This window comes from Methanomassiliicoccales archaeon (genome assembly GCA_036504055.1).
Taxonomy (GTDB): Archaea; Thermoplasmatota; Thermoplasmata; order Methanomassiliicoccales; family UBA472; genus DASXVU01.
Window position 1 is genome coordinate 54,772 of the sequence record DASXVU010000044.1, and the last position, 24,653, is coordinate 79,424.

Below are 24,653 nucleotides of genomic sequence, written 5' to 3' on the forward strand. Positions count from 1 at the left end.
CTTAGTCGTTCTCGATACGCGGGGCGAGCAGATACTTTACCTTGCCCTTTCCACCGGCGAAGTCGAACTCTATCTTGACCGGCAGGTCGTTACCCAGGTTGATCACGACAACGGTTCCGGCGGGGATCGCCCGGATCATGTTGGCGAAGTAATCCATCGGGAACAGGGACTTGATGCTCTCTTTGCAGTCCAGGGATACCAGCAGGTCCTTCGGCAGCTTGAGGGTCACCGAGTCGGTGTCTCCCTCGGACAGGAGCTCGAACTGCTCCGGTGTTGCCGTCAGGGCGATGTGGTCCGATATGCTCTCTGAGGCTTTGATGCCCCTCTGGAGCTCCTCGACGTTCACGGCGACCTTGGCCGGAAGGATCAGGTTGGGGACCTTGGTGTCCGCCATGCCTTCGGTGGAGACCAAGCTCATGCGCCTGGTGACGTTCCCGACGGATATGATCAGCCGTCCGCGCTCTTCGTCATGCTTCATCTCGATGATGTCCCCCGCCTTAGACAGGCGGATGACCTCCCTGAGCTTGTCAAGGTCAAGTCCGATCTCCGTCTCGTTGGCTGAGAACTGTTCAAATGCGCCCTTGTCGATCGCCATGTCGATCATGGCCACGTGGGCTGGGTCGACCGCCTTCAAAGTGATCCCGTTGGCATCGATCTTGAACTTAGCCTCATCGATGAGCGTTGAAACAACGTCCACGACGCCCTTGAGCGTCTCGGACTTTAGCTTGGCTTGGAACATCAGACTCCCTTCCATGCAGTAAACAGATGCTGTTTAATAATCTTTTGCAGAGTATAGCCAGCATGTAGTCTGATTTTAATCCTGAACCGAATATCGGAATGCATTGGAAGGGGGAAATTTTACCAACAGGTGCCTGTGAGGCTCGTCCTCCCTTGCTCTTGTAGGGATCGGTACGGTTGTCCGAGGCCCTTTCAGAATGGGTTCTTGGAAGTCTGGCAATAAAAAATGGTTCCACGGGTGAAATCTACAATCCCTTGACCGATGCCGACGGTTTTTATCCCGACGCCTTTGTGAGGCGGTTTGTGTTTGTCTAACCGTACTCGCGCCAGGAGGCACCGCATTCACAGCAACGGTAGATCTTGGTCTCCGGTTCATCCGCGGCCCTGGTCTGTCTAAGCACCCAGAACGCCTCGTTGTGCTTGCACTTGGGGCATTCGACCTTGGCCTTGGGCAACGTCGGTGCCGAGTTCTCGATTACCGCCTGCTCCTTATCCTTGCCCCTGATGACGCATGTGTCTGCCTTGTTTGCGGTCACGTCATACTCTTTCTGGCATCGGTTGCACCAGATCTTGCCGTTCTTCGGCAATGCAAGGGCTTTACATGTGGGACAGAACATTTGGATTTCGCCAACTCGCAGGAAAATTACCACCATATTTATATTCTTCTTCTCCACCGCCTTTCAGCGGCGATAGAAGGGATCAGACGAACCGGAAGTCGTCGGATTCAGATTTCTTGCTGGTTTCCAGCTTCTTGTGCGTGCTGTGTGAAGCCTTTACCGGTATCTCGTGCCTCGCCCGGTCAAGGTTGCGTTCGAACTCCTTTTGGCGGCGTTTCCTGATCGGCTCGTCATCATCCTCTTCCTCCATCGCCTTGTCCAAGGTCCTGGAATGAGCGACTGGAGCATGGGAGCGGCTTCGGCCGGCCCCCGAGGTCTCCTTCAGCTCATTGAAGTGGACCGACGGAGCCCTGCGTGGCTCCTCCTCGTCATCTTCCTCTTCGATCTTTCTGCTCTTCCCCTTGCTCTCATGCCTGCCGAATATCCACAGTCCCTTCTTCCCTTTGGAGTTGGGGTCTCCTGCGTGGGGATGAGCGGCACGGTTCCCTCCATGCTTGACCACGTACTCCATCTCCCTAAGCGACTGAAGAGCCATAGCCCCTCCGATGTAGGCGAAGGCGATTGCGAGGATGAAGAAGTCCAGGCGTACTCCCGAGGTGCCCTGGATGGTCCCGATGAAGGATTGAAGATAACCGGTCGTGAAGTTGGCGAAGGGTCCGAAGATCGGCATCGCCTTGGCCAATTCACCGAATATCGCCTCCGGTGCCAGGTCGACGCCGAACCAGACGGAGGGTATGATCTTTATCGTCACCATCGTGGCGACGAGGAACACTATTGACAGGGGTATGCTGACTGCGAAGACACCTTTGATCGGACTGCCGGCCCTTCTGCCCGCAACGTATCCGGCAATCATCGGTCCGAAGATAGGGATCCACCAGAGCAAGAACATAAGGATGCTGCCATACTTCACGGCTGACCAGTAGTTGAAAGGATCATCCCATGATGACGAAAGCAACCATGACCGCTTCGGCTTTTCCTCGCTCTCGTTGGAAAGCCGGTATACTCCGCTCTTCATGAGCTTCTTGGTGGCCTGGTCCTTCGTATGGGCCTTTCGCCTGAAATTCAATCCCATCCCCTCGGTCTGACAGTATGTCAGACAGATGAAAATCAGTGGGTGAATATAAAGAACTTGGGGTTCTATGCCGAACGGTCGTTATTTCGGTACGTAGCACATCAGGTTGTATTCCCGGAGCGCTTCCTTGGTCCCTTCCGGCGTGATCGCCCGGGGACGCGTTTGATGCTTGAGTATCTCATCGAAAGGATAGTTGATGTATGCGCTTAGCAGTTTGAGCCGGTCCGCAGGAAAGGCCTGCCTTCCAAGGAGGATCTGGACCACGCTCCAGCCCGGATGGACCCGGGAGCGATAGCCCATCTGGCGACCGAGTTCGTTCAGGGATCCGGCCTTCTCTATTCCTCTCGCTATTATCATTGCCCTGAAACCTGAGGTCAACCATACCTTTTCTAGTTCCTTCGGTTGACGGAACCCGGGAAATGCGAAGTCTGACAAGCGATAATGGTCATGCGAATGTGGATTAGATAAATCTTCCCAGTGGAGGTCCGTCGTGCCGATATGATCGCTAGCCAGCTGGTCATCGGATATATGAATCCGGATAGGGGTTTCACCTCAACCTATTTATACCGTACCACGTCTAGCCTGGTCGAAAATAATGGGAGTGTTCCGGACAATCTTGAACATTGAAACGAGGAGCGAGGGTGACATCGTCGATCTGACCGGGAAGGTCATCGAGACGGTGAAAGGTTCTGGCTTAAAGGCCGGCATCGCCTGCGTCTTCGTCACCCATACCACCGCGGCGGTTTTCATCACTGAGAACGAGCCGGGCCTGCGATCTGACCTTATCAGGTCCATGGAAAAGGTTTTCCCCAAGGGATTCGGATACGCCCATAATGTTGGCGGGGACGGTAATGGCCACTCACACGTCAGGGCTTCTGCCCTCGGTCAGTCGGTCACCATTCCGTTCAACGATGCCTCACTTGACATCGGCACCTGGCAGAGCATTGTGCTCATGGAGCTGGACAATGGGGGAAGGCCAAGAAAGCTGATAGTTCAGCTGGTAGGGGAATGAAATTCACAGTCCTAGCATCAACAACCATTAACATCTTGCAAGAGACAAAAATGAGAAGAGGTAGAAAGAAATGAAATTAAAGTTCCTAGGCGGCGCGGACGTCGTTGGCAGGCTCGGAATGCTGCTCAACAACAAGGGCGCCAATCTGTTGTTCGAATACGGCATGAAACCGATCAAGCCGCCAGAGTACCCGATCCCCGCCCCGCCGCTGGAGACCGCGTTCTTGACACATTGTCACATCGACCATTCTGGAATGATCCCCTGGCTGTGCGGCAAGTACGGTACCAAGGTGCACACCACCCCATCGACCGTCGCTGTGTGCGAGCTGCTCATGAACGACACCCTCAAGGTGGCGGACTCAGAAGGATACCCACGCCCGTTCAATGAGAGCGATATCAAGGCCGCCATGCGGTGCTTCCGTCCGATGAAGTACGGGGACGTGCTGGACGTGGCCGGCTTTGAGGTAGAATCGCATTCTGCTGGCCACGTTCCTGGCGCTGCGATGTACGAGCTGCGCGGGGACAACACCACCGTGTTCACCGGCGACCTTCACACATACAACACGAACCTCACCTGGGGCGCGCACCCGGTGAAGTGCGACAACCTTATCATCGAGGCGACCTACGCTGGTCGTCTCCATCCCGACCGGAAGAGAGAGGAGCAGAAGCTCATCGAGAGGGTCAAGGAGACCGTCGAGGGCGGTGGCAAGGCCATCATCCCCTGTTTCGCGGTCGGGCGTACCCAGGAGGTCATGCTTATCCTGAAGGACCTGAAGTACGACATGTGGGTCGACGGGATGGGAAAGACCGTCAACCGTCTGTACTTGGAACAGCCAGAGTACATCCGTTCGGAACGGGACATGCGTATGGCCAAGAGGCGCTTCAATGAGGTGCGCGGTGCCGCGGCCAGGGAGAAGGCCATGGAGGGTGAGGTCATAGTCACCACCGGAGGCATGCTGGATGGAGGCCCGGTGATCCGTTACCTGCAGCAGGAACGGGACAATCCCAAGAGCTCGGTCCTCATGACCGGATTCCAGGTCGACGGTTCCAACGGACGCCGTCTGATCGACAACGGTGCCATCGACATCAGGCAGCCAGGTTCCGCACCGGAAGAGGTGCCGGCATCGATGCGCGTCGCCTGCCAGGTGCAGCAGTTCGATCTTTCCGCACATGCGGACCACAACGAGCTGCTGAAGTTCATCCGTGCCTGCAACCCGGAGAACGTCGTTCTAATGCACTCTGACAACCGTCCGGCCCTCGCAAAGGACCTGAAGGACGAGTTCAAGGTGCATATGCCGATGCCAGGCGAGGAGTTCGAGCTATAGGACCGGCAGCTATTTCCATCGGTGGTGTCGTAGTATGGTCATGCGCATGGAGGACCTGCTCGCCGAGGATGAGGGTTACGGGGACATCACCTCGGAACTGCTCATCGAGAACGAGGGCGGAGAGTCGGAGATCGTCGCCAACGAAGATTGCGTGGTCGCCGGCCTGGCCGAGGCCACTGAGCTCTTCAAGAGCCTGGACCTCGATGCCCGCGCCCAGGTCGAAGATGGTTGCCAGGTCAAGAAGGGAACGGCGGTCATGACCATACACGGACCATTGAAGGCGATACTTCTGGGTGAGCGCCTGGCCCTGAATTTCATCATGCGGATGTCGGGCATAGCCACGGTCACTTCGAAGACACTATGGGATTGCCGGCGGGAGAACAAGAACGTTCGGATCGCAGCGACCCGGAAGACCACTCCCGGTTTCCGTTTCTATGAGAAGAAGGCGGTCGTTCTGGGAGGGGGAGACCCCCACCGCAACCGCCTGGACGATATGATACTTATCAAGGACAATCACCTGGTCATCGTCGGCTCCGTGACCGAGGCGGTAAGAAAGGCCAAGACCTATTCCTTCAGCAAGAAGGTGGAGGTCGAGGTCGTTGTACTGGACCAGGCCAAAGAGGCGGCCGTTGCGGGGGCGGATATCATAATGCTCGACAACATGTCCCCTAAGGATGCGGAGGAGAGCTATTTTGCGATCAAGGAGATCGATCCGCGCATAACGGTCGAGGTCTCGGGCGGGATAACCCCGCACAACGCGGCCGAGTATGCCAAGCATGCCGACGTATTGTCTCTCGGCTGGATCACCCACTCCGCCAAAGCGATACAGTTCTCGCTCAGCGTCACGAAGGTCTACCGTTTCTGATCAAGGCAGCCGGGTCTTGTGGTACCTCAGCCCGATCTGTTCAGGCGTGGCGCCGAATGCCAGCGCAAGCAGTTCTGCAAGATAGAGCACTGGTAGCCCCTCCTTCTGCCTGATGTCGAATTGGACGAAGCAGAACGGGCAGGGCGTCAATATGCAATTGGCACCGCCGGGACGGAACGAGGATGTCGCATCCTCCAGCATCTTGGAGGAGACCTTTTCGTCGATACCGGCGATCCCGCCACCACAGCATTTCGGCCACTTCTCGCTGACCACCACTTCGGAACCGCACCAGGATGCTATCTCATCAAGGATCTTTGGGGCGAAGCTATCATCGATCTTCAGCTTGGACGATGGCCTGACCATATGACATCCTGGATGCGCGGCCAGCCTGAGCCTTTCCTGCGATGCGCTGACCAGGGACCGGACCCTATCCGCTCCCGCCTCCTCGACAATCTCAGCGAAATGCCTGACCCTCACATTGCCGCTGTATCGCAGGTCCATCTCCTTCAGGATCGTGTTCACATCTGCTCTGGTCCTCTCGTTCTCCAGCGCCTGTCTGGACTCCTCCAATGACAGGTAGCATCCGTTGCACAGGGAGAGAATGTCCCGCCCGTTGCTCTCGGCGATGGCCAGCATCCTAGCCGTAACCACCAGCCAGGTGTCCGCCGCCAGCGATCTCAGGCCGATCGGCTCCACACAGCAAGTGGCTCCCGGCATCTGTTCGTGCTCCACTCCCAATTTTTCCAGTACGAACAGGGAAGAGCGTTCCAGGAACGGGAGCCTGGTCGGGATCAGGCAGCCCCTGAAAAGATAATATTTCCTATTCAAGCCTGAGACCTCCCAAACGGGTTTTCCTCAAGAGCATGGCCAGCTGTTCCATGGTCTCTGTCGGGACGGTGAGCTCATCCAATCCCAGGTCCTTTCTCAATTTCTTGGTCATTCCAGTGTTTGGGAACGACAGTCCGGAACGGATGAACAGCTTCGCTTCCTCGGAGAAATGTTTCGGGATGTTCCCGAGGTTTGCGGACTCGCCCCTCAGAAGCGCAATGGTCTCGGCCGGATCGACACCCATCTGACACCTCTCTGTGCAGGAGTTGCACATCGCGCAGAGCCAGAGGGAGCGTTCCTCGCGCAGGTCCAACGATCCCTGGTGAGCTCTGGTCAGGATCCCGATCGGGCGGATCCCTCCGGCACGCTCCGAGGGACATATCCCCGAGCATAGCCCGCATTGCTGGCATCTCCAGATCGACCCTTCGGAAAGGACGCGGTCAAGATCCTGAGTGCCGGCCTGGGAGGCTTTCATGCGTCGAGCATCGGCGCCGCCGGATTTTACTCTTTCCTTTACTCCACCGAGACCTACGCAAGGTTCAGAAGCCCTTCAGGAACCGGGCCAGATCGTTGCGCATGCTGGCGTCGTTGTATTTTCGGGCCTGGCGGTAGGCGTCGTAAATGTTGTAGGCCCAGAATCCCAGGCTGACCAGGATGACTATGATGAACGTTCCATCGGCGAGAAGTCCCCTGACGGCATTGATGTCATTGTAGTCAATGTTCAGGGTGAGCACGCTGGAGAATACCGAGAGGATGACGAACGTCACGATGAACGCGATGCCCCGCTTTATCTTGCCGACGTATAGTTGGCCAAGTCCGGCGAAGAAGAAGGACAGGATAACGGCTATGGCGCCGCTCTTCCGGGGGTAGCCTGGCTGACCGTAAGGCTGAGGGCCGTACTGGCTCGGTTGGTATTGCTGGTTCGGCTGCTGGGTAAAGGAAAATCCGCAGGAAGGGCAGAACTGCATCGAATCGTCCGTTACGGTCTTACCGCAATTGGGGCAAACCATCATTGTTATCGAAAGGAGATTGCGGTTCGATTATTTATCATAAAAGACGGTTTATATATGCCCGTCTCAGTCCTCGGGAAGCCTGGAGATCGTCAGGTTGGTGTCCGATGTGACCCTGACCGCATCGATGACCTGTCCCATCCAAAAGACCGATATAATGGCCGAAAGGACCACCATCAGCTCCACCCCGATCAGCGACCGGTAGGAGAAAGCGACCAAGCCAGCCGCCAGAAGGGTCATGAATATCAGGAAGACCAGGCCGCCGCGTTCCTTTCTGCCGTCATAGGCCTGACCCAGTCCAGGCAGGAAGAACGAGGACAACAGGGCGAGGTCCGAATCCTTCAATCTCCTTCCGTTCTGGGCTGAATATCTGGGACTTTCATCTAGCCACCAGGTCAGCAACGGGTCGAGCAACGGCTCATCCGTTCTGAAGAATCCGCTTGTCATTCCTGAGCATCGACCGCAGGAATCCTGGAAGTCCTCAATGAAGGCCCCGCAGTATTCGCAATATGCCAACTCGCTCCCTAGTGAAATAATATGAACGCACCATGTTCATGTAATTTGCGAACGTGCGGCCCCCTCGTTCGATCAGGCACAAGAATCATATCGTTCGATGCCGCTGGGAGGAGCGATGGATATCGAGAAGGAGAAATGCCAAGTGTGCGGTGCTAAGGCCGAGCAGTTCGTTTTCGCCGCCTTCGTTTGCCGCAATGAGGACTGTGTGGAGAAGGCCAGGCTGGAACGCGGCGGGCCCGGCGGGCACATGAAGAACAAGCATTCCGCCCCCATAACCAAGATCGAGGACCAGAAGGAGTGATCAGGTCTTCTTGTCACTGTTCCTCAACCTGGAGGCGGCCAGCACATGCAGGTCCATGAGCGGGATCCGTTCTCGGTCCTTGTGGGAGCCATAATCCTTCTGGGCGCATGAGAGGTGGACGAAGCATTTGGGACAGGCGGTGACCAAGGTTTCCGCACCGGTATCCCTCGCCTCCTTCAGGCGTTCCACCTGCCATCTCTTGGTGTCATCGTCACAGTTGGCCCAGCAGGGATTCCCGCAGCAGGCGGAGGATGCACCGGAACGGGGCATCTCCCTCAGTTCTCCGCAGGCATTGACCACCACCCTCGGCTCCTCCAGGAGTCCCGCAAAACGGACCAACTTGCATGGGTCATGGTACGTGAACCGGTCTTCGCTCGAGGATAATTCCAAGCGTCCCTCTTCGACCGCCTTCGCTAACAGTTCCGAGAGGTTGACGACATCCATATCGAAACCGGGCACCACCCGCGGATAGATATCCTTCAAGGTATGGTGGCATTCCGGGCAGAACGTCACCACACGCTTGGCCTCGGATCTTTTCAGGCTCTCCGCATTGAGCCTTGCCAGTTTGGTGAAGGTCTCCTCCTCTCCTAACCAGTAGGAATCGTGGCCGCAGCAGAGCTCCTCGTCGAGCAGCATGGGCCTGATCCCCATCGCGTTGAGCAATCTGACGGCTGAGCGGGGCATCTCCAGCATGCCCTTGGCGAAAGCGTTGAACAGCTGATCGAAGAGAGGTGTGCATCCGATGAATAGAACAGTATCGGAGTTTGGGTCCAGCTCTAGGTCCGGTGTCACCCAATCGGCCCGGTGGCCTTTCGTCCTTCCCTCCGCCTCGGTCCTCCTTATTTCCCGTAGGATGCCGTTATGCGATTGGATCGGAGGGAATCTGGAATTATTGTCGGCCCTGACGTCCCGGATGAACTCGTGGAAGGTGACCCCCGAGGTGCACACCTCCGAACATGCCCCGCAGGTCATGCACGACCATATCTCCCAGTGATCCAGTTCTTTACCGGATACGAAATCCTCCATCACCCGACGCGGTGAGAACCGGTTGTCGCGGTGGGCGGCCGGACAGGCGTACGAGCACTTGCCGCATTCCACGCATTCGGAGGTGTTGTTCCTCCGAGCGGAATCGACCAGGTCCAGGTCAATCCCTCCCCATCGGGCCCAGCTCTCTTGTCGTGGCGGTGAACTCCGCCGCAGTGGAAGCGAACAGGGCCCCCTCGGACGCCGATACCCAGCGGAGCAGGAGCCGGTGCGGATCTATACCCATAAGTTCCAGGAGCCGCTTGCACTCCTTAACCTTCACTTCCGCCTTGCGGTTTCCGGCGATGTAATGGCAATCGCCGATATGGCATCCTAGGACCATCACCCCGTCCGCTCCTTTTTCGAAACATCGCATGATCATTCCCGGGTCCACCCGGCCAGAGCACATGACCCGGACCACCCGGATGTTGCTTGGATACTGGATCCGGCTTACCCCGGCGAGGTCGGCGCCGGCGTAGGCGCACCAGTTGCAGCAGAAGGCCACGATCGCCGGTTCAAAGACCTCAAGCTCACCGGTGGACGGGGCGTTGCTCCCCGCTCCAGGGACTTGGCGGATGACCGGAACGACTGAAGGTGAATCCATGTAACGACCTCAATGCGAAGCGGATGCCCACAAAAAAGGGTTTCGATGCCTCCGGCCATTTCGCGGAACTATGGGAACCTTCGTCCCTGCATCACTCTGGTGCAGATATGATTAATAACGGTCGTTCCATTTCTGTCCCATGGCTCTCCGGATCGTGGGATTCTCAAAGACCTCCCTTTTGGATTGGGACGGACATGTGGTTGCCACGATATACCTGCAGGGATGCAACTGGCGCTGTCTTTATTGCCACAACCCCGACCTGGTTCCGATAGAACCAGTGTTCGATGAGCTGGACTTTGAGGACATAGCCGAGTATGTGCGGGATAACGCCGACTTCCTTGATGGGGTGGCGATATCCGGCGGCGAGCCCACCATCCATCCGGACCTGCCCATACTGATCGCTAAGATCAGAGATCTGGGAATGAAGGTCAAGCTGGACACCAACGGTTCCAACCCGGAGATGCTTGAGGACCTGCTCGGTTCCGGGATGCTCGACTACGTTGCGATGGACATCAAGGCCCCTCTGAACGGCAAATACAAAGAGATCGTCAAGGTGAACGCCGATCTGGAAGCGGTCAAGCGTTCGATCCTACTTTTAATGAACTCGGGCACAGACTACGAGTTCCGCACCACCATCGTGCCTTTCCTGCTGGAGGAAAAGGAGGTTGAGGCCATAGCCGCGTACATAGGCGGGTCCAAGAAATTTGCCCTGCATCAGTTCAAGAACGACTCCACGCTCGAGAAGAAGATGGAGCTGGTCTCGCCCTACCCAGAGGAGAAGCTGAGGGCCATGGCGGACATCGCCAAGAGGTATGTGGGCAAGGTCGTGATCCGGGGCACCAGTTGATAAAAAACGACCTCCGATAAGCAGGTCAAATCTATTTTATACGTCAAGAACGCTGAATGCACGTTAACGTACCCAGACCATTTTGGCCAGTACGTTCCTGGGAGTGCGTGTTCGATGGAAAATGTGAACGGCAGGCTGAAAACTTATATCGATGGATTTGACAGGATATTGGAGGGAGGCGTCCCCACCGGCCATATCGTTCTCCTGGCAGGCACTCCTGGTACAATGAAATCATCGCTCTCCTACTACATGTTGTACAACCATGCCCTTGAGAACAACATATGCTCCGTCTATGTCACGCTGGAACAATCCCGGGAGTCCCTGCTAAGGCAGATGGAGAAGATGGGCATGCATACCGACAACGTCAAGGACCAGCTGAACGTCCTGGACCTCGGGATTATCCGGAAGAAGCTGAAGGAGATTTCTGCCGGAAGCTCCTGGCTGCACGTTTTCAAATCATATCTCACCAATCTTAAAGAGAACATGAAGTACTCCATCCTGGTCATCGATTCCCTGGAAGTGCTGGAAACGATGGCCGAGCTTTCCAACAGAAGGACGGAGCTGTTCTACCTCTTCGAGTGGCTGAGGGACCTCGACGCTACCGTCTTCCTCATTTCGGAATCATCATCGGAAAGGATGATGGACGGCAAGTTCGACGAGGGATATCTCTCGGATGGCATCATCACGCTGAAGATGCAGGTGATCAGGGACGTGGAATCCCAAAGACGCATACGGTGTGTCAAGATGAGGGAGACGAACCATGATCCATCCTACTACTCGCTCCTATACAACGGAGGCAAGTTCCAGGTTACGAGAGTGATATCAGAGTAAAGTCTGGTGCCTCATAATGTCAAAATACGAGTGCCCACGGTGCGGTTCGGGTGTCAAACCCAACGACATCCAATGTGACCGCTGTGGGGAGATGCTGAAAAAGGTCGACCCCCGCAAACAGAGAGAGGGCGATATGCCCTCCAACATCGTCATAGACAAGGTCATTGCGGAGGAGCAGACCCAGATCCGTCTGGACTCGTCAGATTTCACATCCTTGTCAAAGCTAAGGCAGATGCTCGAGGAAAAGGACAAGGAGATCGCCGCCCGGGAGAAGGTCATCCTCGAGAAGGAAAAACGGATGCAGGAAACCTTCGACAAGATGGAGAAGGACCAAGGCCAGCTCGAAGAATCGGTGAAGCAGTTCGAGTCCGACCAGATAATGATCAAATGCAAGGAGATGTCCATCCGGGAGAGGGAGCAGGAACTGGAGCTGATGTCGGAGAAGTTCGACAGGGGCATACAGGAGATCATGCAGCTGGAGGACAAGCTCAAGTCCTCCCGTATAACCGCTGCCGATGTCCAGAAACTGGATGATATCAGGAAGAAGTACGGCACGGCGATCGAGAACGAGAAGGTCAAACTAAAGCAGGCCCTGGAAGTGGAGCTGGAGGCAAAGCTCACGGAAAAGGACCGGCTGGCCACAGAGCTCAAGGTAACAAAGGAACAGCTGGCTGAGGCAACCAAGAAGATCGTGGAGCTGCAGAGGTTGGTCAAGGTTGAGACGGGCCCCCACGCCACCGGCGAGAGGATGGAGGCGGAGGAGGTGAGCGCCCGCGCAGACATAACCGCCAAGGTGGCCGAACTGGTCAAGATAGTAAGACCGGAGCTCGACATCCAATTGGGAGCTGGTGTTCCCGCGGTCGGGCCGGACCGGACCATCCACACCCACATAGAGAAGTTCGATACCATTCTTGGAGGTGGAATACCGGAAGGCCACGTAATACTGGTGAACGGCGCTCCGGGGACGATGAAGTCCACTCTCACCTATACCATCCTTCACAATGCCGCACTGTACGACGGGGTGAGATCGATGTACTTCTCGCTGGAACAGAGTCGTTTGTCGATCCTCAAACAGATGGCGCGGCTCAAGATGCCCTCACCCGAGGCCGTCGAGCACATGACGGTCGTCGACATGGTCGATCTGCGCAGGGAGATGGAAGGGGCCCAGGGCGACTGGAGGGAGATCTTGCTGCGCTATGTCAAGAACATCTTCTCCGAGCGTCCGTTCCAGATATTTGTGCTCGATTCCCTCGATTCGTTCAAGGCCGTTTCCGATCACGATTTCACCCGCCAGGATCTCAAGGACCTTTTCGATTGGTTCAAATCCCTAGGGATCACGGTCATGCTGATCTCAGAGAAACCGATGCTCCAGCTCTTGGAGAGCGTACAGAGCGAGCTCTACCTGGCCGACGGTGCCATCGAGATCACGATGAAGCAGATCGATGATTCCAGGATCCAGAGATGGGTGCGCTGTCCCAAGTTGCGCGGCATGAACATCGACACCCGCTACTATGCGATGTTCCACGACGGCGAGCACTTCAATCTGACCGTACCGATCGTCGACCATTGATGAAATCGAAAATGATTACCAGTGTCGGACATTTGGAAAGATAGATTAAAAACGCTTCGCGGCTCTTTCTTGATCAGGAAGTGGTGGGAACGCAGATTTCGCGAGTAAAGACCTTCATCGAGAACCTTGATGAGAACGTGCAAGGCGGGGTTCCGAAAGGGCATCTGGTCCTTTTGGCCGGAGCTCCTGGTACCATGAAGTCATCGATCGCCTATTCCATACTCTACCAGAATGCCATCAGGAGCGGCACCAAATCGCTCTATATGACGCTGGAGCAGTCAAGGGAGGGACTCAACCAGCAGATGGAATCGATGGGCATGAGCCCGGACAAGGTCCGCGATACGGTCAACGTGCTCGACCTGGGGATCATACGGAGATCCTTGACCCAGCTATCCGCCAAAGGCAGCTGGATGCAGGTCTTCAAGATGTACGCGGAGAACCTGAAGGCATCCCTGGGCTATGAGATCCTGATCCTGGACTCGCTCGACGTGCTGGAGATGGCGGCTCAGATGAAGCCAGAGGAGAGGCGGGCGGAGCTGTTCTACATGTTCGAATGGCTCAGGGGCATGGGCGTGACCTGCTTCCTGATATCCGAGTGCAACCCGGACCAGTACAATTGCACCCACAGGGACGAGGCATATTTGGCGGACGGGGTCATCCTTCTGAAGATGGCGGAGATCGGCGACACCGACGTTCAGCGCCGTATCCGCGTGGTCAAGATGCGTTCGACCAACCATGCCAGCAACTATTTCTCGCTGCTTTTCGACCATGCGTCGTTCCGTGCCACCAGGGTACTGAGCGAGTAGGTCAGCGTCCTGGCCGTCCGAGGAAGAACTTCTTCACGTCCGAGACCGGTTCATCGCTCTTCTCCATTTCCAGGTACTTTATGAATCGGGGGGCGCGGCTGTCCAGCACGACAGCGCATCCAATGTCCTTTTCCGTCCGGATCAGCCTTCCTATGGATTGCATCATGCGGCGGGCCGCCGGGACGTTGACCGCATACTCGAAACCCTTGCCGCCGAAACGCTGGTCATAGAACTCGCGCAGGCGCTCCTGGCACAGAGAAGGCTTGGGGTAGGGAATGCCGACGATGACCACCAACTGCAGTTCATCAAAGGGAAAGTCCAGGCCTTCCGAGACCCGTCCCCCCATCACGGCGAAGAAGACCGCCCCTTTCCGTGAATCCCGTTTGAACCTTCCGATGTCGGCCACGAGCTTCTCCTGCGACTCCCCCTGCACCTCCCGGTAGATCTTCTTAGTGAGCAGCTTCTCGTTCCGGTACAGGTAGTTGTGGAGCATGGCATGGGAAGGGAAGAAGATCATGGTGTTGCGTGATACGGCGTTCGCCAGTTCGGTAACGTGATCATGCAGCTTCTGCACCGCGTTCGGGTCCGAGCGCGATTCGAACTTCGTCTCCACATCCTCTAAGAAGAGCACCTTACGGTTATCCTTGGGGAACGGGGACTCGAAGATGGCGGTCTTGGTGTTCTCGCCCAGACCGGTCACCCTGACATACTGGTCCAGCGGTCTGAGCGTCCCGGACATGTGTATCGAGCCATGTACCTCGTGGAAGAAGGAGAGCGCCCCCTTCGGGTCGAGGCAGTAGGCCTCGATCATTCCGCCTTCCTCCATCGTCGCCCTGCGCACATAGCGGGCGTTGTCCGACGCCACCCAGTTGGTGAGGTCCCTTCCCAGCGTGAACGTCGCCGAGGTCGGCTCCCTTCCGCTCTGAAGACGCCTCTGGGCCATCTCCTCGCCTGTGGCCTGCATCTCGGCCACGATCTCGGCCAACTCACCCCTGTCGCAGCCTAGCGCTTCGCAGAGGGTGCCTTCGAGGAAACCCCGTCCCAGTGCGACCTCGTCCTTGCCCGATTCCGCACACAGTTCTCCAGCCCGGTCCAGTACGCTGAACAGTGCACCTGCCAACCTCTTAAGGTCGACGTCCTTGGACAGCTTCGCGTTGCCCATCTCACCGGCCTCAACCGTGACCATCGAGACGATCTTCTTGGTGATCCGGATGCTCTCGGCGTCCCTGGCCGCGTCCGCCAGGTTGTGGGCCTCGTCGACCACCAGGATGAGGTCGTCCGCCTCCGCCTGTAGCTGCTCCAGGAAATGGTGCCTGACCTCGCTGGAGATGATGTAAGGATAGGGTGCGATGACCACCTTCGCCTCCGGCATCAGCATCTTGCCCACCTCATAGGGGCAGGCCCCGTCCGTCTCGCAGAACCTGGAAAGTTCATCGGAGGTCGGGATATTATCAGCGCAATAGTTCTTGAAATATGAATGGCCCAGATGCACCGTGTTGGCATAGTAGGTGCAGCCGCCCTTGACTCCGTCCCGGGTGTTCTTCTTCTTGTGCTCGCACACCCGCGACAGCTCTCCCGGGGTCAGGTTGTCTACTGAGAGCTCGGAGAGCATGGGGCAGCTGTTCCTCCTGCCTTGGAGCGATATCCCCATGACGTTACGCCGCTTGCCGATGGCACGGAGCTCCTTGATCGCTATGGTCGCCTGGGAGTTGGTCCGGGTGATATACACGACCCGCTTGTCGTTGGCCAGTGCATACTCCACCGTCCCGGCCAGGGCACAAACTGTCTTGCCGGTCCCGGTACCCGACTCCACCACCAGGTTTCCTCTGGACTCCAGAACGTCTCCTATCAGCCTGACGAAGTCCATCTGGTGCGGACGAGGCAGGTACGGGAATATGGAATTGGGGTCCGGGTTCTCGGGAGGGGCGGATTCCTCACGAACCTCTTCCTCCTTTTCTTCACGGGTCCCGGCGAGCCTCGTCTGAAACTTGGGTTTGATGGTCTGCCCTCGTCCACCGCTGGAGCCTGTCCCGCCATCTCTGGAACGGGTCATACCACATTGACGGCAGACGAGCCTGTCGCCCACTGGGGTCATGATCGATTTGCAGCGGTCGCAGAACATCCCGGGCATGCAGAACGCCAATGTCCACAGGGCTTAAAACCATTGCCGGGTACAATCAGCGCCAACCGAACGGTTGGGAAGGGTTGGGGCGGTTTTCCCTGCATTGCTAGGTCTCAGAGAAGATATACCAGTCATTGCCAGCACCGTCAGGAATTAATACCTTGAAGTGATGTTGTGGGATTCAAGGGCTCATGGTCTAGCGGTTATGACGTTTGCCTCACACGCAGAAGGTCGCCGGTTCGAATCCGGCTGAGCCCACCATTAATTATCTCAATCGGTTGATTAGAAGGGTCGCACCTACCAAGGAAAAGCTCGCTTCGCTCACTCTTCTGTGGTCGCGACGGGGCGGGACATGGTCGTGCTTCTTCCCATTTTCAATATAAAGAATGATTTCGTCCAGCCTGATGTCCTTATCAGATATTGTCATCATGTTCGACCGTTATCACAACTTTCCCTTTTACGAGCCCCTTTGAAAGATCGCTGAGAGCGCCCGGAACCTCGCTGAGTGGGATTCGCCTGTCTATGACCGGGATGAGCTTCTCGTTTTCAAGGAGCTCGAGCAAGAACCGCAGATCCTCCTCGTTGTTCACGTTCATCGGGTTGATGCCCATCTTCTTCTTGCTGGCAATGGAGACCAGAGGCCCTAGGAGGATCGACTGGAATATGGCGTATCTTGAGCCTCCAACCAGTACGAACAAGCCATCTGGGGCCATGATGCGCCGGTAATTGAAGATCGACCGGCGCGCGACCGTATCCAAGATGAGGTCGTAGCGTTCCCCGCCCCTTGTGCAATCCTCCTTGGCGTAATCGATGACGTGGTCGGCCCCAATGGCACGAAGCATATCGAGCTTCCCTGCGTTGTCCACACCGGTTACCTCGGCCCCGTAATACTTCGCGATCTGCACAGCGAACGTGCCCATGCCGCCGCCAGCGCCGTTGATAAGGACCTTCTGCCCTTTCTTGAGGGGACGCTTGCCGCGAAGGCCCTGAAGGGCGATCTTGGCCGCCTGGGGGAAGGTGGCGGCGTCCTCAAAGGATATGCTGTCCGGTTTCCATACTAATGCATCTTCAGGTACCGCCACATACTCTGCGAAAGCGCCGAAGCCGCACGCGAATAAATCCCCGAAGACCGCCTCGCCTATCTTCAACCGCTTGATGTTCTTCCCGACCGCCACGACCCGACCCGCGACGTCCGATCCGGGTATTCTGTTCCTTGGCCTGAAGGGGCTAAAGATGCGGGCCGAGACAGCGCCGCCCAGGATCTCGAAATCGGCCGCGTTCAGTGAGGAAGCATGGACCTTCACCAGTACCTGGTTGTCCCGGGGAGTCGGTCTCTCCACTTCCTCGAGTCTGAGGACGTCCGGCGGGCCGTATCGGTCACATACTATGGCTTTCATGGTGCGGTATCGTCTCAGACATTGTCATCACCAACGACGGTTATAACCACATTGCCTCTCTTGTGTCCCAAGTCGACGTACCTGTGGGCTTCCACAACCCCCTCCAACGGATACCTCCTGTCGATGATCGGTCGTACCTTTCCCGCCTCCACGAGCTCTTTCAGGTGGATGAGATCTTCGTTCGACTCTCGCGTCGGAGACCATGACGATAAGAAGACCCCGCTTTCCCCCAGGGACTTTTTGCACCCCGATTTCTTAAGTTTCCGAACGGTGTCGAAGATGACATCATATGCCTTGCCATTCTTTCTGAAATCCTCCTTGGTGTAGTCTATCACCTCATCGGCGCCGATGGACCTCACCAGGTCGAGATTCGCACCGCTGCAGACCCCCGTCACATAGGCCCCGTAATACTTCGCCAGCTGCATGGCATAGGTGCCCACGGAACCGGACGCCCCGTATATGAGGACCCTATCTCCCTTCTTGACATTCCCCGACCTGAGGATCTGGAGGGCGGTCAACCCCCCGATGGGGATGGCGGCAGCCTCCCCGAAGGATAGGTTGGCCGGTTTCATGGCTACCATCCCCTTTCCGCCTTCCTCGGGGATGCAGACATATTCGGCGTTGGAGCCGCATTTGAGCCCGGTGGTCGTCCCGAAGACATGATCGCCTTGCTTGAATGATCTGATGTCCTTGCCCACCGCCTCAACCACTCCCGCAAGCTCATGGCCTGCGATCTTTTTCAGCTTGGAGCCCATCACGATCATCATTGGGCCCATAACGAATCGGGGCATCTTCCGGAGGACGGCGTCCCCTATGGTCACCGTCGAGGCGTGGACCCTGACCAGCATCTCGTTGTCCCGGGGTGCGGGCTTTTCCACGTCCCTGAGCTCCAGAACCTCTGGCGCTCCGCTTCCAATTACTACTATGGCTTTCATACAATCGCTCCCTTCTCACGCTCAATGTGCATTTCACGATCAGTTACCGGCCGCACCGTTCCTCGCGACCATCGGCCACTTCCATGCGGTCCATATGATCATGGCGAGGATGATGACCTCCGCGACAGTCCCGAACACGTAATAGGCATTGATCTCTCCCGAAGCGAATCCCAACGCGATCATAATGTGGAACGCGCCTAGACCGATGTTTGCATAACGGTTCATCTTGGCCGGTAACATCAGGGAGACGCAGACCATTATGACCGGGAGCGTCATCAACATCAGGCTCAGCAGCAGCCACGTTTGATCGATGTTATAGATCCAGGCCTTCCCCACCAGAATATCCGCGATCGTCCCCGGTTTGAAGAATCCAATGATGTCCACGTAGATGTACATGAACAACACCGCCCCCCACAGTCCAGCCAGCTTGACCTGCGCGGGTATCCTCATCTTCTCAAGAACAAGTCCAGCCTTCCCGTCCTGGTCCTTCATGTGTTTATTCTCCCCTGTGCCCATTCCAATCATCTGATCCATTTCCACCATTGTATCACTCGGCGATCTTCGCCAATTATGGCATGGTCGGAAGAGTTCTAGCAAATTGGGGCATACATGTATTATAGTTTAAATACGGAAGTACTTATTTAGAGAAACAGTACCATGAGAACGCTCACCCTGGAGATCGAGCCTTTCGAGACCGTAAAAGAGGAGATGGCAGAGACCTTCGCCCGTGTCCGTTCCTACTCGATACTCGAGACCCTGAAGATGGACTACCAAGAAGGCATATGCATTGAAATTTTGGAGTTCACCCTTAAAGAAGGTGTGTCAATCCATGACATCAAGACTATAGGCAACATGGAGATCCTGAGCGTTCTGAAGTCCATTGACAACAAGCACACTTGCCTCATCAGATACACCGAATCGGAAGAGGCCAAAGAGCAGTTCCAGGAATCTGACCTAGGTCTGATCCACACAATACCCACAATCATTTCACTGGAGAAATTCACCATCAGCATGATGGGGGAGCAGAAGAACCTGTCTGATTTTGTCGAGATGATGAGGAACGCCGGCACTATTCGGAAGATGTCCTTCAGGAGGGCCGCCTACCAGAAAGCTGACATCCTGGCCGTCCTGACCGACAAACAGAAGGATGTGATGGTAGCGGCATTTCAGAACGGCTACTATGATTTTCCCAAGAAGATCAGCAGCAGGCAGCTGTGCCAGAAGGTCAGCATCAGCAAACCCACCCTCCTGCAGCACATGAGGAAGGCCGAGGGGAGGATACTTAAGGAGATAATGACGGGGTACTTCCAACACCCAGAGTGATTGCGATATAGCGGGACAGGCAAGGGTTCCATACCGCCTGTAGCTTGAAAATTACTATTGGATAGGTGAATCTGGGCGGACCACTGTTCATTATTAGTGTTGGTTAATTAGTTGGGGTCCGCTCTAATGTTCGTCCCGCAATCTGCTTGGTGATCTTGGTGTCCGCATCTTATCCTGAGCATTAGAGCGTGGAAATTGGTGACCACGATCTTCGCCCTGGTCATCTTTTTCATTTGCTCAGACGACACGATGTCCCTATCCGATAGTAGTTTCTGATTAGGTGGTCTGGCTCGATTCAGATTCAAATCCCGACGGGAGCAATAATAAAAAAATTCTGTCCAAATAAAAAAAGCAGGAAAAGGTTTGTCAAGCTGGCTCTGCACTACGCTAATAAATTGATTTTCGTCATTCATTTTCTGGCTATGTCGAAGGGTGGTCTCGGCTGAGCCCACCAATCTCACTATCTAGACAATTATTATTTGAATTCAATTCAAACGTTTTCGCGTTTTATAGCTGGCTCGGATGGAAACATCGTTTTGTATGCTTCATTGACCCGAGCGAACGCAGGTTCAGCTCTGGCGCGGCAATAGTACCGCTCCGTTGTCTGTGTCGATGCGTGCCTCATGCTCTGAGATACCTTATCTATAGGGACGCCCGCGTCCAATGCTAGTTGCCCGCCTGTCGGGTGGTGGTCCTTCCACTTGAAGGCGATCCCGGCCTCCTTCATGACCTTGTCCTTCAATTTGCCGAACCCCTGTTGGGAGTAGACGTTCACTCCTTTCCGAGATATCGCTGGTATGAGGGCCGTGGTCTCTCCGATGCCCTTGGACTTCAGCTGGTCGATTATTTCATTCAATCTCAAGCGCTCGTACAAATCGTCTACCATCAGCGGTGTGTCGATAGAACGATTTATTTTCATTAGGCGTAAGCTGAGGCGTCCTCAGCTTGGATTGCTTTGACACACATTGCAGCAGGGCTGAGGGCACCTCTTAATATTTTCGAATTGGTCGATATCCCACACGACCCAGTCAACAATGTTCACCCAAAAATATCAGAAATTGTCGCTATCAACTGTCGAACTCAGGACTCAACAACCGTTGATGTCATGTTTTCTCGCAGCGATTGCTGATCTTGCTGTCTGGAACCTTCTCACCGGCTAGAAGGGTGGTCACATCTCAAAGAGGCATTTGGCTGCGAATCAAGCAGACATCTCAGGTACTTCCCTATCCTTCCAGGTCGATCGATCTTTCTCTCGAAAAATGGGTTCTCAATTAAGATCCAATTCTCTTATTGCAGCCTCAGCGGTCCCATACCCGTTTCCCGACACTTCCCAAACCTTGCATGATACAACCATATAGTACCGGTCAAGTCGGAAAACCGATCCAAGTACGGAGTAGCTAGAGTGTTAACACATGCTAAGAGTCGGCTAGGGCGTCATCCGTTCCACAGCTAACCTTACGCATTTTCCTTGGTGCCTTCTAAGGTAGCCCCACAAAGAGTAACATTATGCCTATGGCAAGCTGTCCAAGAAATGGCGTCTCGAAGCCCCTGACAACAATCAGTATCCCGCTTAAGGCCTATAGGATGCACCCAATTGCAATGAACTTTATTTTAATTTATTTATATTATTTAATATAAATAAAGGGTTTATTTTCGACTTTTATTTCTGTAGTATCTGATTAACGACCCGATTACTATTACTATCGCTGTCAAAACGACAACGAGAATAATTTGATTCTCAGAAATCATGTTCATACCTCGGGTTGCTTTCAATTTGCTTAATTGTCTGCATATTTTACACTCCCTAATCCACTACTTCCATCTCGTCAGTATCTCCTCTCTGCGGAACGTAGCCCGGCTCAGATAAAATAAGACCACATCCGCGACCAGGATTATCGCCGCTATGATGAACAAACTGTTTGCATCGACCGATATCAGCTTTATCTCGGAAAGAAGGTAGATCGCCATAAGTGGCAAAATGGTCAAACCTCCGAGCTGGGTGGCGGTCCGAACATCATTTACCCGTGCGGATATCAGGACGTTAGCTTCCACGGCGAACACCGCATAGAGTGGTGCCACCACCAGAAGGACTAAAGCCATCGTCCAGTTCGGATAGTAGAGATACCCCAGCTTTCCATTGGTCACCGCATCCGTCAATATCATGAATATCGTGGCACCGAGGAAGACGGCCAGAATGGCGGGTATGAACGATGCCAGGCTCTTTCCCAGAAGTATCTCATCGTCCGTCGCCGGCGTGGCCAAGAGCGGTTCCAGGCTGTTCTCGACCTTCTCTCCGACAATGCTGTAAGAGGAGATCGCAGTCGGAATGACGGCGGCAATAATAACGAAGAGTAGAGAGAAGGAATCGAGGAGGCCCGTCAAGGCGATCGTCGAGGTCGATGACTTGCTCGCTATGTACGCGATCACTCCCGGCAAAGCGATGGAAATGGCCAGCGGCAAAATGATAGTCGCATAGAAGATGCTCTTCTTCCTTCGGAAAATACCGAGATCTTTGCTCGCAATAGTCCACACCGTTTCAAGATCCATCCTCTCACTCCCTGACCAGGTTAAGATAGACGTCCTCTAAGCTCGGGCGAAGATCGTTGACGAATTGGATATGGCCACCTACCATTGTGATGGCTTTCACGATGCCGGGGTTTTGCTTCTCTGGGTTGTTGACCTCAATGACCAGATTATTTCCGTCGACCGTTACCTTCTCGAATCCGAGCCCGGTTACCGCGGCAACGATAGCATCGTTAACTCGTTCCAATTTGACCGAGGTCCTTCTCGCCCTGAAAGATCCCATCAGTGATTCTGGTGAATCTACCGCGACCAACTTGGTTTTCATGATCCCTACCCGATCGCATATCCTTTGGGCTTCGTCCAGATGGTGTGTGTTGAGGAATATGGTCTTTTTTTCCTTTTTCAGTTCCATGATAAAGTCCCTCACGGTCTTGGCAGCCTCAGGGTCAAGGTTCGCCGTCGGTTCATCCAGGAACAGGACTTGGGGATCGTGGATCAGGGCGCGAGCGATAGCCAGCTTCTGCTTCATGCCCTTAGAGAATGTGCCAGCCGGCAGGTCCCTCTTTTCCCAGAGACCGAGCAGTTTTAGGAAATGCTCGATGTCCTCTTTCCTCTGCATCTCTGTACGCTTATACAGTTTAGCGAAAAAGTCCAGGTTCTGATAGGCAGAGAGGCTCTCGTAGAGACCGACATTCTCAGGCGATAGGCCGATCATCTTTCTGATCTTTGCCTGGTCCTCTTTTTTTCCAATCTCATACTCTCCTATCCGGGCCTCACCGCTGGTCTTGGATATGAGGCAGGCCAGCATTCTCACGGTGGTGGTCTTTCCCGCGCCGTTCGGACCGAGGAATCCGAAAACCTCTCCTTCGTTCACGTGCAAAGTGAGATTGTCAACTGCGACCAGATCGCCGAACTTTCTTGTCAGGTTCTCAATCTCGATCATTCTTGGCCCCCGCATTGTACTTTTCTTGCATCCGTTATTTGTACATACCATACTTTAAACGATCCACATCTATTGAGAGTTATATCTCTTTAGATATAGGTTCAAAACTTAATCCATTTCCATCAATTTCCGGTACATTTCTAGGGTGAGCTCAAGGATCTTTGTTACGTATTCCAGGGTAGTCCTCGTGAACTGCTCCATTCTTGGCCACAAGGTCTCTCTATAGCTGAGGGCTTCAGTGTAGCGGCGTTGTGTAAGCCGATAATAAGGTTCGACGAGCTTGCGCCTCTCCTCCTTGGAAATGAATTGAAAGAAAACGATGTGGACAGTAAGGTCGTCGAAATCAGCGCTTCTGAGCGTGTCCAGGTTTTCTCTGACCGGTGTGGCAGCAAGTTCCAGGATCCTTGTCTTGCCTTTCTCGGTAAGCGTATAAACCTTCCTGTTGGGTACACTGCTCTGTACCTCGATTCGGGAATCAACCAGGCCTTCCTTTTCAAAGCGACTAAGTCGTGGATACACAGCGCTGTCGCTCAGATTAGGGTATTGAGAATTGAAGGAACGGGCTATCTTCTTCTTTATCTCGTAGCCGTGAGCAGGACCGCCCAATAACGATCCCAGGACCATCAGATCGACTTCGTTCTTTCCCATGAGGCGCTTCTCCGAGCGAATCTCCAAGTCTAGGTTGACCAGAAAACAAGTTAGAGGGTATGTAAAGTCTTGCCATGATCATAGTCTATAAATTCGGTCAATCCAGAGATCCCTTATGGTCTAATCTCCTTCATATGATTGGCTATATCTACCTCAATCTAAAACAATACACCGAATCTGCAATCTCATTTCGTATTATTGTCCTCTTAAACAACGCTAAGCATATTTTTTCCTTCACTTGGTATAGAATATGTTCTTGATCTTTTCCCTCATTTCCTATGAATCGTCCTTTTGAAGGTTTGGGGTTAGATGCTGCCTCATACCGTGACGGAGAAATTAACCATAGACGGAGAAACTCGATTTTGAACAGTAAAGAAGAAAAGGCGTTTTAGAAACAGATTCCATTTTTTGTTTTGGTAAGACGACAAGAATGTATGTCTGACTATCGAAGTTTCACTGCCACGGCAGCACTTCATTCGTATGCGCCGATTTAGATGGTTAATCCGATGAGAACAAATGTCCAAAAGAGTTCAGCTTTCGAGTTGGTGAATATCTCCTTAAATTCCAGAGAAAAAACTGTGCATATGGCCTAGGGTAAGTCGAGTTCGAACAAACCCACCATTAAAGATGTCCCAAATAACCAAGTCCGATATCGGTATGATTCCTAATGAGACCACAATGATTCCACATGCAAATACTGACCGAAACAATCTCGATTCTAGGAGGGTCAACCATAAATGGGGAAATAAGGCTTAAAAAAGTGACAAGGAAAGAAATTAAAGGGTTATTTCAAGCTGG

Annotated in this window: 27 protein-coding genes and 1 tRNA gene; 10 read left to right on the forward strand and 18 right to left on the reverse strand. The window is 54.4% G+C overall.

Annotated elements, in window-relative coordinates; translation table 11 throughout:
• Position 1: 1 nt before the first annotated feature.
• The 4 genes from pcn to VGK23_10510 form a co-directional block, all read right to left on the reverse strand.
• On the reverse strand, positions 2–739 hold the full coding sequence (pcn, locus tag VGK23_10495; GenBank protein HEY3420971.1) for a proliferating cell nuclear antigen (pcna): 738 nt from the start codon (positions 737–739) through the stop codon (positions 2–4).
• A gap of 310 nt (positions 740–1,049) precedes the next feature.
• Complete coding sequence (locus VGK23_10500; GenBank protein HEY3420972.1) at positions 1,050–1,391, reverse strand: transcription factor S; 342 nt, start codon at positions 1,389–1,391, stop codon at positions 1,050–1,052.
• Between the two features lie 46 nt (positions 1,392–1,437).
• Positions 1,438–2,427 carry a hypothetical protein gene (locus VGK23_10505; protein HEY3420973.1) on the reverse strand — a complete coding sequence of 330 codons (990 nt, stop codon included), beginning with the start codon at positions 2,425–2,427 and terminating at the stop codon, positions 1,438–1,440.
• A gap of 81 nt (positions 2,428–2,508) precedes the next feature.
• Positions 2,509–2,784 carry a hypothetical protein gene (locus VGK23_10510; protein ID HEY3420974.1) on the reverse strand — a complete coding sequence of 92 codons (276 nt, stop codon included), beginning with the start codon at positions 2,782–2,784 and terminating at the stop codon, positions 2,509–2,511.
• 259 nt (positions 2,785–3,043) lie between these two features.
• On the opposite strand from VGK23_10510, the gene VGK23_10515 reads away from it, so the two are divergent.
• From VGK23_10515 to nadC, 3 genes are all read left to right on the forward strand, one after another.
• Positions 3,044–3,439, forward strand: a complete 396-nt coding sequence (locus tag VGK23_10515) for a secondary thiamine-phosphate synthase enzyme YjbQ (protein ID HEY3420975.1) — start codon at positions 3,044–3,046, stop codon at positions 3,437–3,439.
• Between the two features lie 70 nt (positions 3,440–3,509).
• Positions 3,510–4,763, forward strand: a complete 1,254-nt coding sequence (locus VGK23_10520; GenBank protein HEY3420976.1) for an MBL fold metallo-hydrolase — start codon at positions 3,510–3,512, stop codon at positions 4,761–4,763.
• Between the two features lie 34 nt (positions 4,764–4,797).
• Complete coding sequence (gene nadC, locus VGK23_10525) at positions 4,798–5,628, forward strand: carboxylating nicotinate-nucleotide diphosphorylase (GenBank protein HEY3420977.1); 831 nt, start codon at positions 4,798–4,800, stop codon at positions 5,626–5,628.
• On the opposite strand, the gene VGK23_10530 is transcribed toward nadC, so the two are convergent.
• From VGK23_10530 to VGK23_10545, 4 genes are all read right to left on the reverse strand, one after another.
• The gene (locus VGK23_10530) at positions 5,629–6,456 is read right to left on the reverse strand and encodes a CoB--CoM heterodisulfide reductase iron-sulfur subunit B family protein (GenBank protein ID HEY3420978.1); all 828 of its coding nucleotides are present in this window, start codon (positions 6,454–6,456) and stop codon (positions 5,629–5,631) included. It abuts the gene before it with no gap.
• Positions 6,449–6,931 (reverse strand): 4Fe-4S dicluster domain-containing protein, encoded by a 483-nt coding sequence (locus VGK23_10535; protein ID HEY3420979.1) that lies wholly within the window; start codon positions 6,929–6,931, stop codon positions 6,449–6,451. The genes VGK23_10530 and VGK23_10535 overlap by 8 nt, the downstream gene beginning before the upstream one ends.
• 64 nt (positions 6,932–6,995) lie before the next feature.
• Positions 6,996–7,466 carry a TM2 domain-containing protein gene (locus VGK23_10540; GenBank protein ID HEY3420980.1) on the reverse strand — a complete coding sequence of 157 codons (471 nt, stop codon included), beginning with the start codon at positions 7,464–7,466 and terminating at the stop codon, positions 6,996–6,998.
• 66 nt (positions 7,467–7,532) lie between these two features.
• Positions 7,533–7,982, reverse strand: a complete 450-nt coding sequence (locus tag VGK23_10545; GenBank protein HEY3420981.1) for a hypothetical protein — start codon at positions 7,980–7,982, stop codon at positions 7,533–7,535.
• Positions 7,983–8,097: 115 nt separating this feature from the next.
• On the opposite strand from VGK23_10545, the gene VGK23_10550 reads away from it, so the two are divergent.
• Positions 8,098–8,283 carry a hypothetical protein gene (locus VGK23_10550; protein HEY3420982.1) on the forward strand — a complete coding sequence of 62 codons (186 nt, stop codon included), beginning with the start codon at positions 8,098–8,100 and terminating at the stop codon, positions 8,281–8,283.
• On the opposite strand, the gene VGK23_10555 is transcribed toward VGK23_10550, so the two are convergent.
• Both VGK23_10555 and VGK23_10560 read right to left on the reverse strand, forming a co-directional pair.
• On the reverse strand, positions 8,284–9,543 hold the full coding sequence (locus VGK23_10555) for a (Fe-S)-binding protein (GenBank protein HEY3420983.1): 1,260 nt from the start codon (positions 9,541–9,543) through the stop codon (positions 8,284–8,286).
• Entirely contained in the window at positions 9,428–9,910 is a 483-nt protein-coding gene (locus VGK23_10560; GenBank protein ID HEY3420984.1) for a hydrogenase iron-sulfur subunit, read from the reverse strand. Before VGK23_10560 ends, VGK23_10555 begins: the two co-directional genes overlap by 116 nt.
• A gap of 139 nt (positions 9,911–10,049) precedes the next feature.
• Between VGK23_10560 and VGK23_10565 the strand changes: the two genes are divergently transcribed.
• The 4 genes from VGK23_10565 to VGK23_10580 all read left to right on the forward strand — a co-directional run bounded on the left by VGK23_10565 (position 10,050) and on the right by VGK23_10580 (position 13,964).
• A complete protein-coding gene (locus tag VGK23_10565; GenBank protein ID HEY3420985.1) occupies positions 10,050–10,757 on the forward strand; it encodes an anaerobic ribonucleoside-triphosphate reductase activating protein in 708 nt (235 codons plus the stop codon).
• A 114-nt stretch (positions 10,758–10,871) separates the two neighbouring features.
• Positions 10,872–11,588, forward strand: a complete 717-nt coding sequence (locus tag VGK23_10570; GenBank protein HEY3420986.1) for an ATPase domain-containing protein — start codon at positions 10,872–10,874, stop codon at positions 11,586–11,588.
• Positions 11,589–11,604: 16 nt separating this feature from the next.
• The gene (locus tag VGK23_10575) at positions 11,605–13,158 is read left to right on the forward strand and encodes an ATPase domain-containing protein (protein ID HEY3420987.1); all 1,554 of its coding nucleotides are present in this window, start codon (positions 11,605–11,607) and stop codon (positions 13,156–13,158) included.
• An 80-nt stretch (positions 13,159–13,238) separates the two neighbouring features.
• Complete coding sequence (locus VGK23_10580) at positions 13,239–13,964, forward strand: ATPase domain-containing protein (protein HEY3420988.1); 726 nt, start codon at positions 13,239–13,241, stop codon at positions 13,962–13,964.
• Between the two features lies 1 nt (position 13,965).
• Here the strand turns inward: VGK23_10580 and VGK23_10585 are convergent, their stop codons facing one another.
• Positions 13,966–16,095, reverse strand: a complete 2,130-nt coding sequence (locus VGK23_10585) for a helicase C-terminal domain-containing protein (protein HEY3420989.1) — start codon at positions 16,093–16,095, stop codon at positions 13,966–13,968.
• Between the two features lie 176 nt (positions 16,096–16,271).
• On the opposite strand from VGK23_10585, the gene VGK23_10590 reads away from it, so the two are divergent.
• A tRNA-Val gene (locus VGK23_10590) sits at positions 16,272–16,347 on the forward strand.
• Positions 16,348–16,499: 152 nt separating this feature from the next.
• Here VGK23_10590 and VGK23_10595 read toward each other — a convergent pair.
• Genes VGK23_10595 through VGK23_10605 form a run of 3 tightly spaced genes read right to left on the reverse strand, consistent with a single transcriptional unit; the run spans position 16,500 to position 18,910 of the window.
• On the reverse strand, positions 16,500–17,483 hold the full coding sequence (locus VGK23_10595; protein ID HEY3420990.1) for an NAD(P)-dependent alcohol dehydrogenase: 984 nt from the start codon (positions 17,481–17,483) through the stop codon (positions 16,500–16,502).
• Positions 17,484–17,497: 14 nt separating this feature from the next.
• Positions 17,498–18,418 (reverse strand): NAD(P)-dependent alcohol dehydrogenase, encoded by a 921-nt coding sequence (locus tag VGK23_10600; protein HEY3420991.1) that lies wholly within the window; start codon positions 18,416–18,418, stop codon positions 17,498–17,500.
• A gap of 39 nt (positions 18,419–18,457) precedes the next feature.
• On the reverse strand, positions 18,458–18,910 hold the full coding sequence (locus tag VGK23_10605; protein ID HEY3420992.1) for a DUF6326 family protein: 453 nt from the start codon (positions 18,908–18,910) through the stop codon (positions 18,458–18,460).
• A gap of 165 nt (positions 18,911–19,075) precedes the next feature.
• Here VGK23_10605 and VGK23_10610 point away from each other — a divergent pair, with 165 nt between their 5' ends.
• Complete coding sequence (locus tag VGK23_10610) at positions 19,076–19,741, forward strand: helix-turn-helix domain-containing protein (GenBank protein ID HEY3420993.1); 666 nt, start codon at positions 19,076–19,078, stop codon at positions 19,739–19,741.
• 490 nt (positions 19,742–20,231) lie between these two features.
• On the opposite strand, the gene VGK23_10615 is transcribed toward VGK23_10610, so the two are convergent.
• The 4 genes from VGK23_10615 to VGK23_10630 form a co-directional block, all read right to left on the reverse strand.
• Positions 20,232–20,627: a hypothetical protein gene (locus VGK23_10615; GenBank protein ID HEY3420994.1), complete on the reverse strand. Its 396-nt coding sequence runs from the start codon at positions 20,625–20,627 to the stop codon at positions 20,232–20,234.
• A 926-nt stretch (positions 20,628–21,553) separates the two neighbouring features.
• Entirely contained in the window at positions 21,554–22,288 is a 735-nt protein-coding gene (locus VGK23_10620; protein ID HEY3420995.1) for an ABC transporter permease subunit, read from the reverse strand.
• Positions 22,289–22,292: 4 nt separating this feature from the next.
• On the reverse strand, positions 22,293–23,207 hold the full coding sequence (locus VGK23_10625; GenBank protein ID HEY3420996.1) for an ABC transporter ATP-binding protein: 915 nt from the start codon (positions 23,205–23,207) through the stop codon (positions 22,293–22,295).
• A gap of 108 nt (positions 23,208–23,315) precedes the next feature.
• Positions 23,316–23,855: a PadR family transcriptional regulator gene (locus VGK23_10630; protein ID HEY3420997.1), complete on the reverse strand. Its 540-nt coding sequence runs from the start codon at positions 23,853–23,855 to the stop codon at positions 23,316–23,318.
• Between the last annotated feature and the right edge of the window lie 798 nt (positions 23,856–24,653).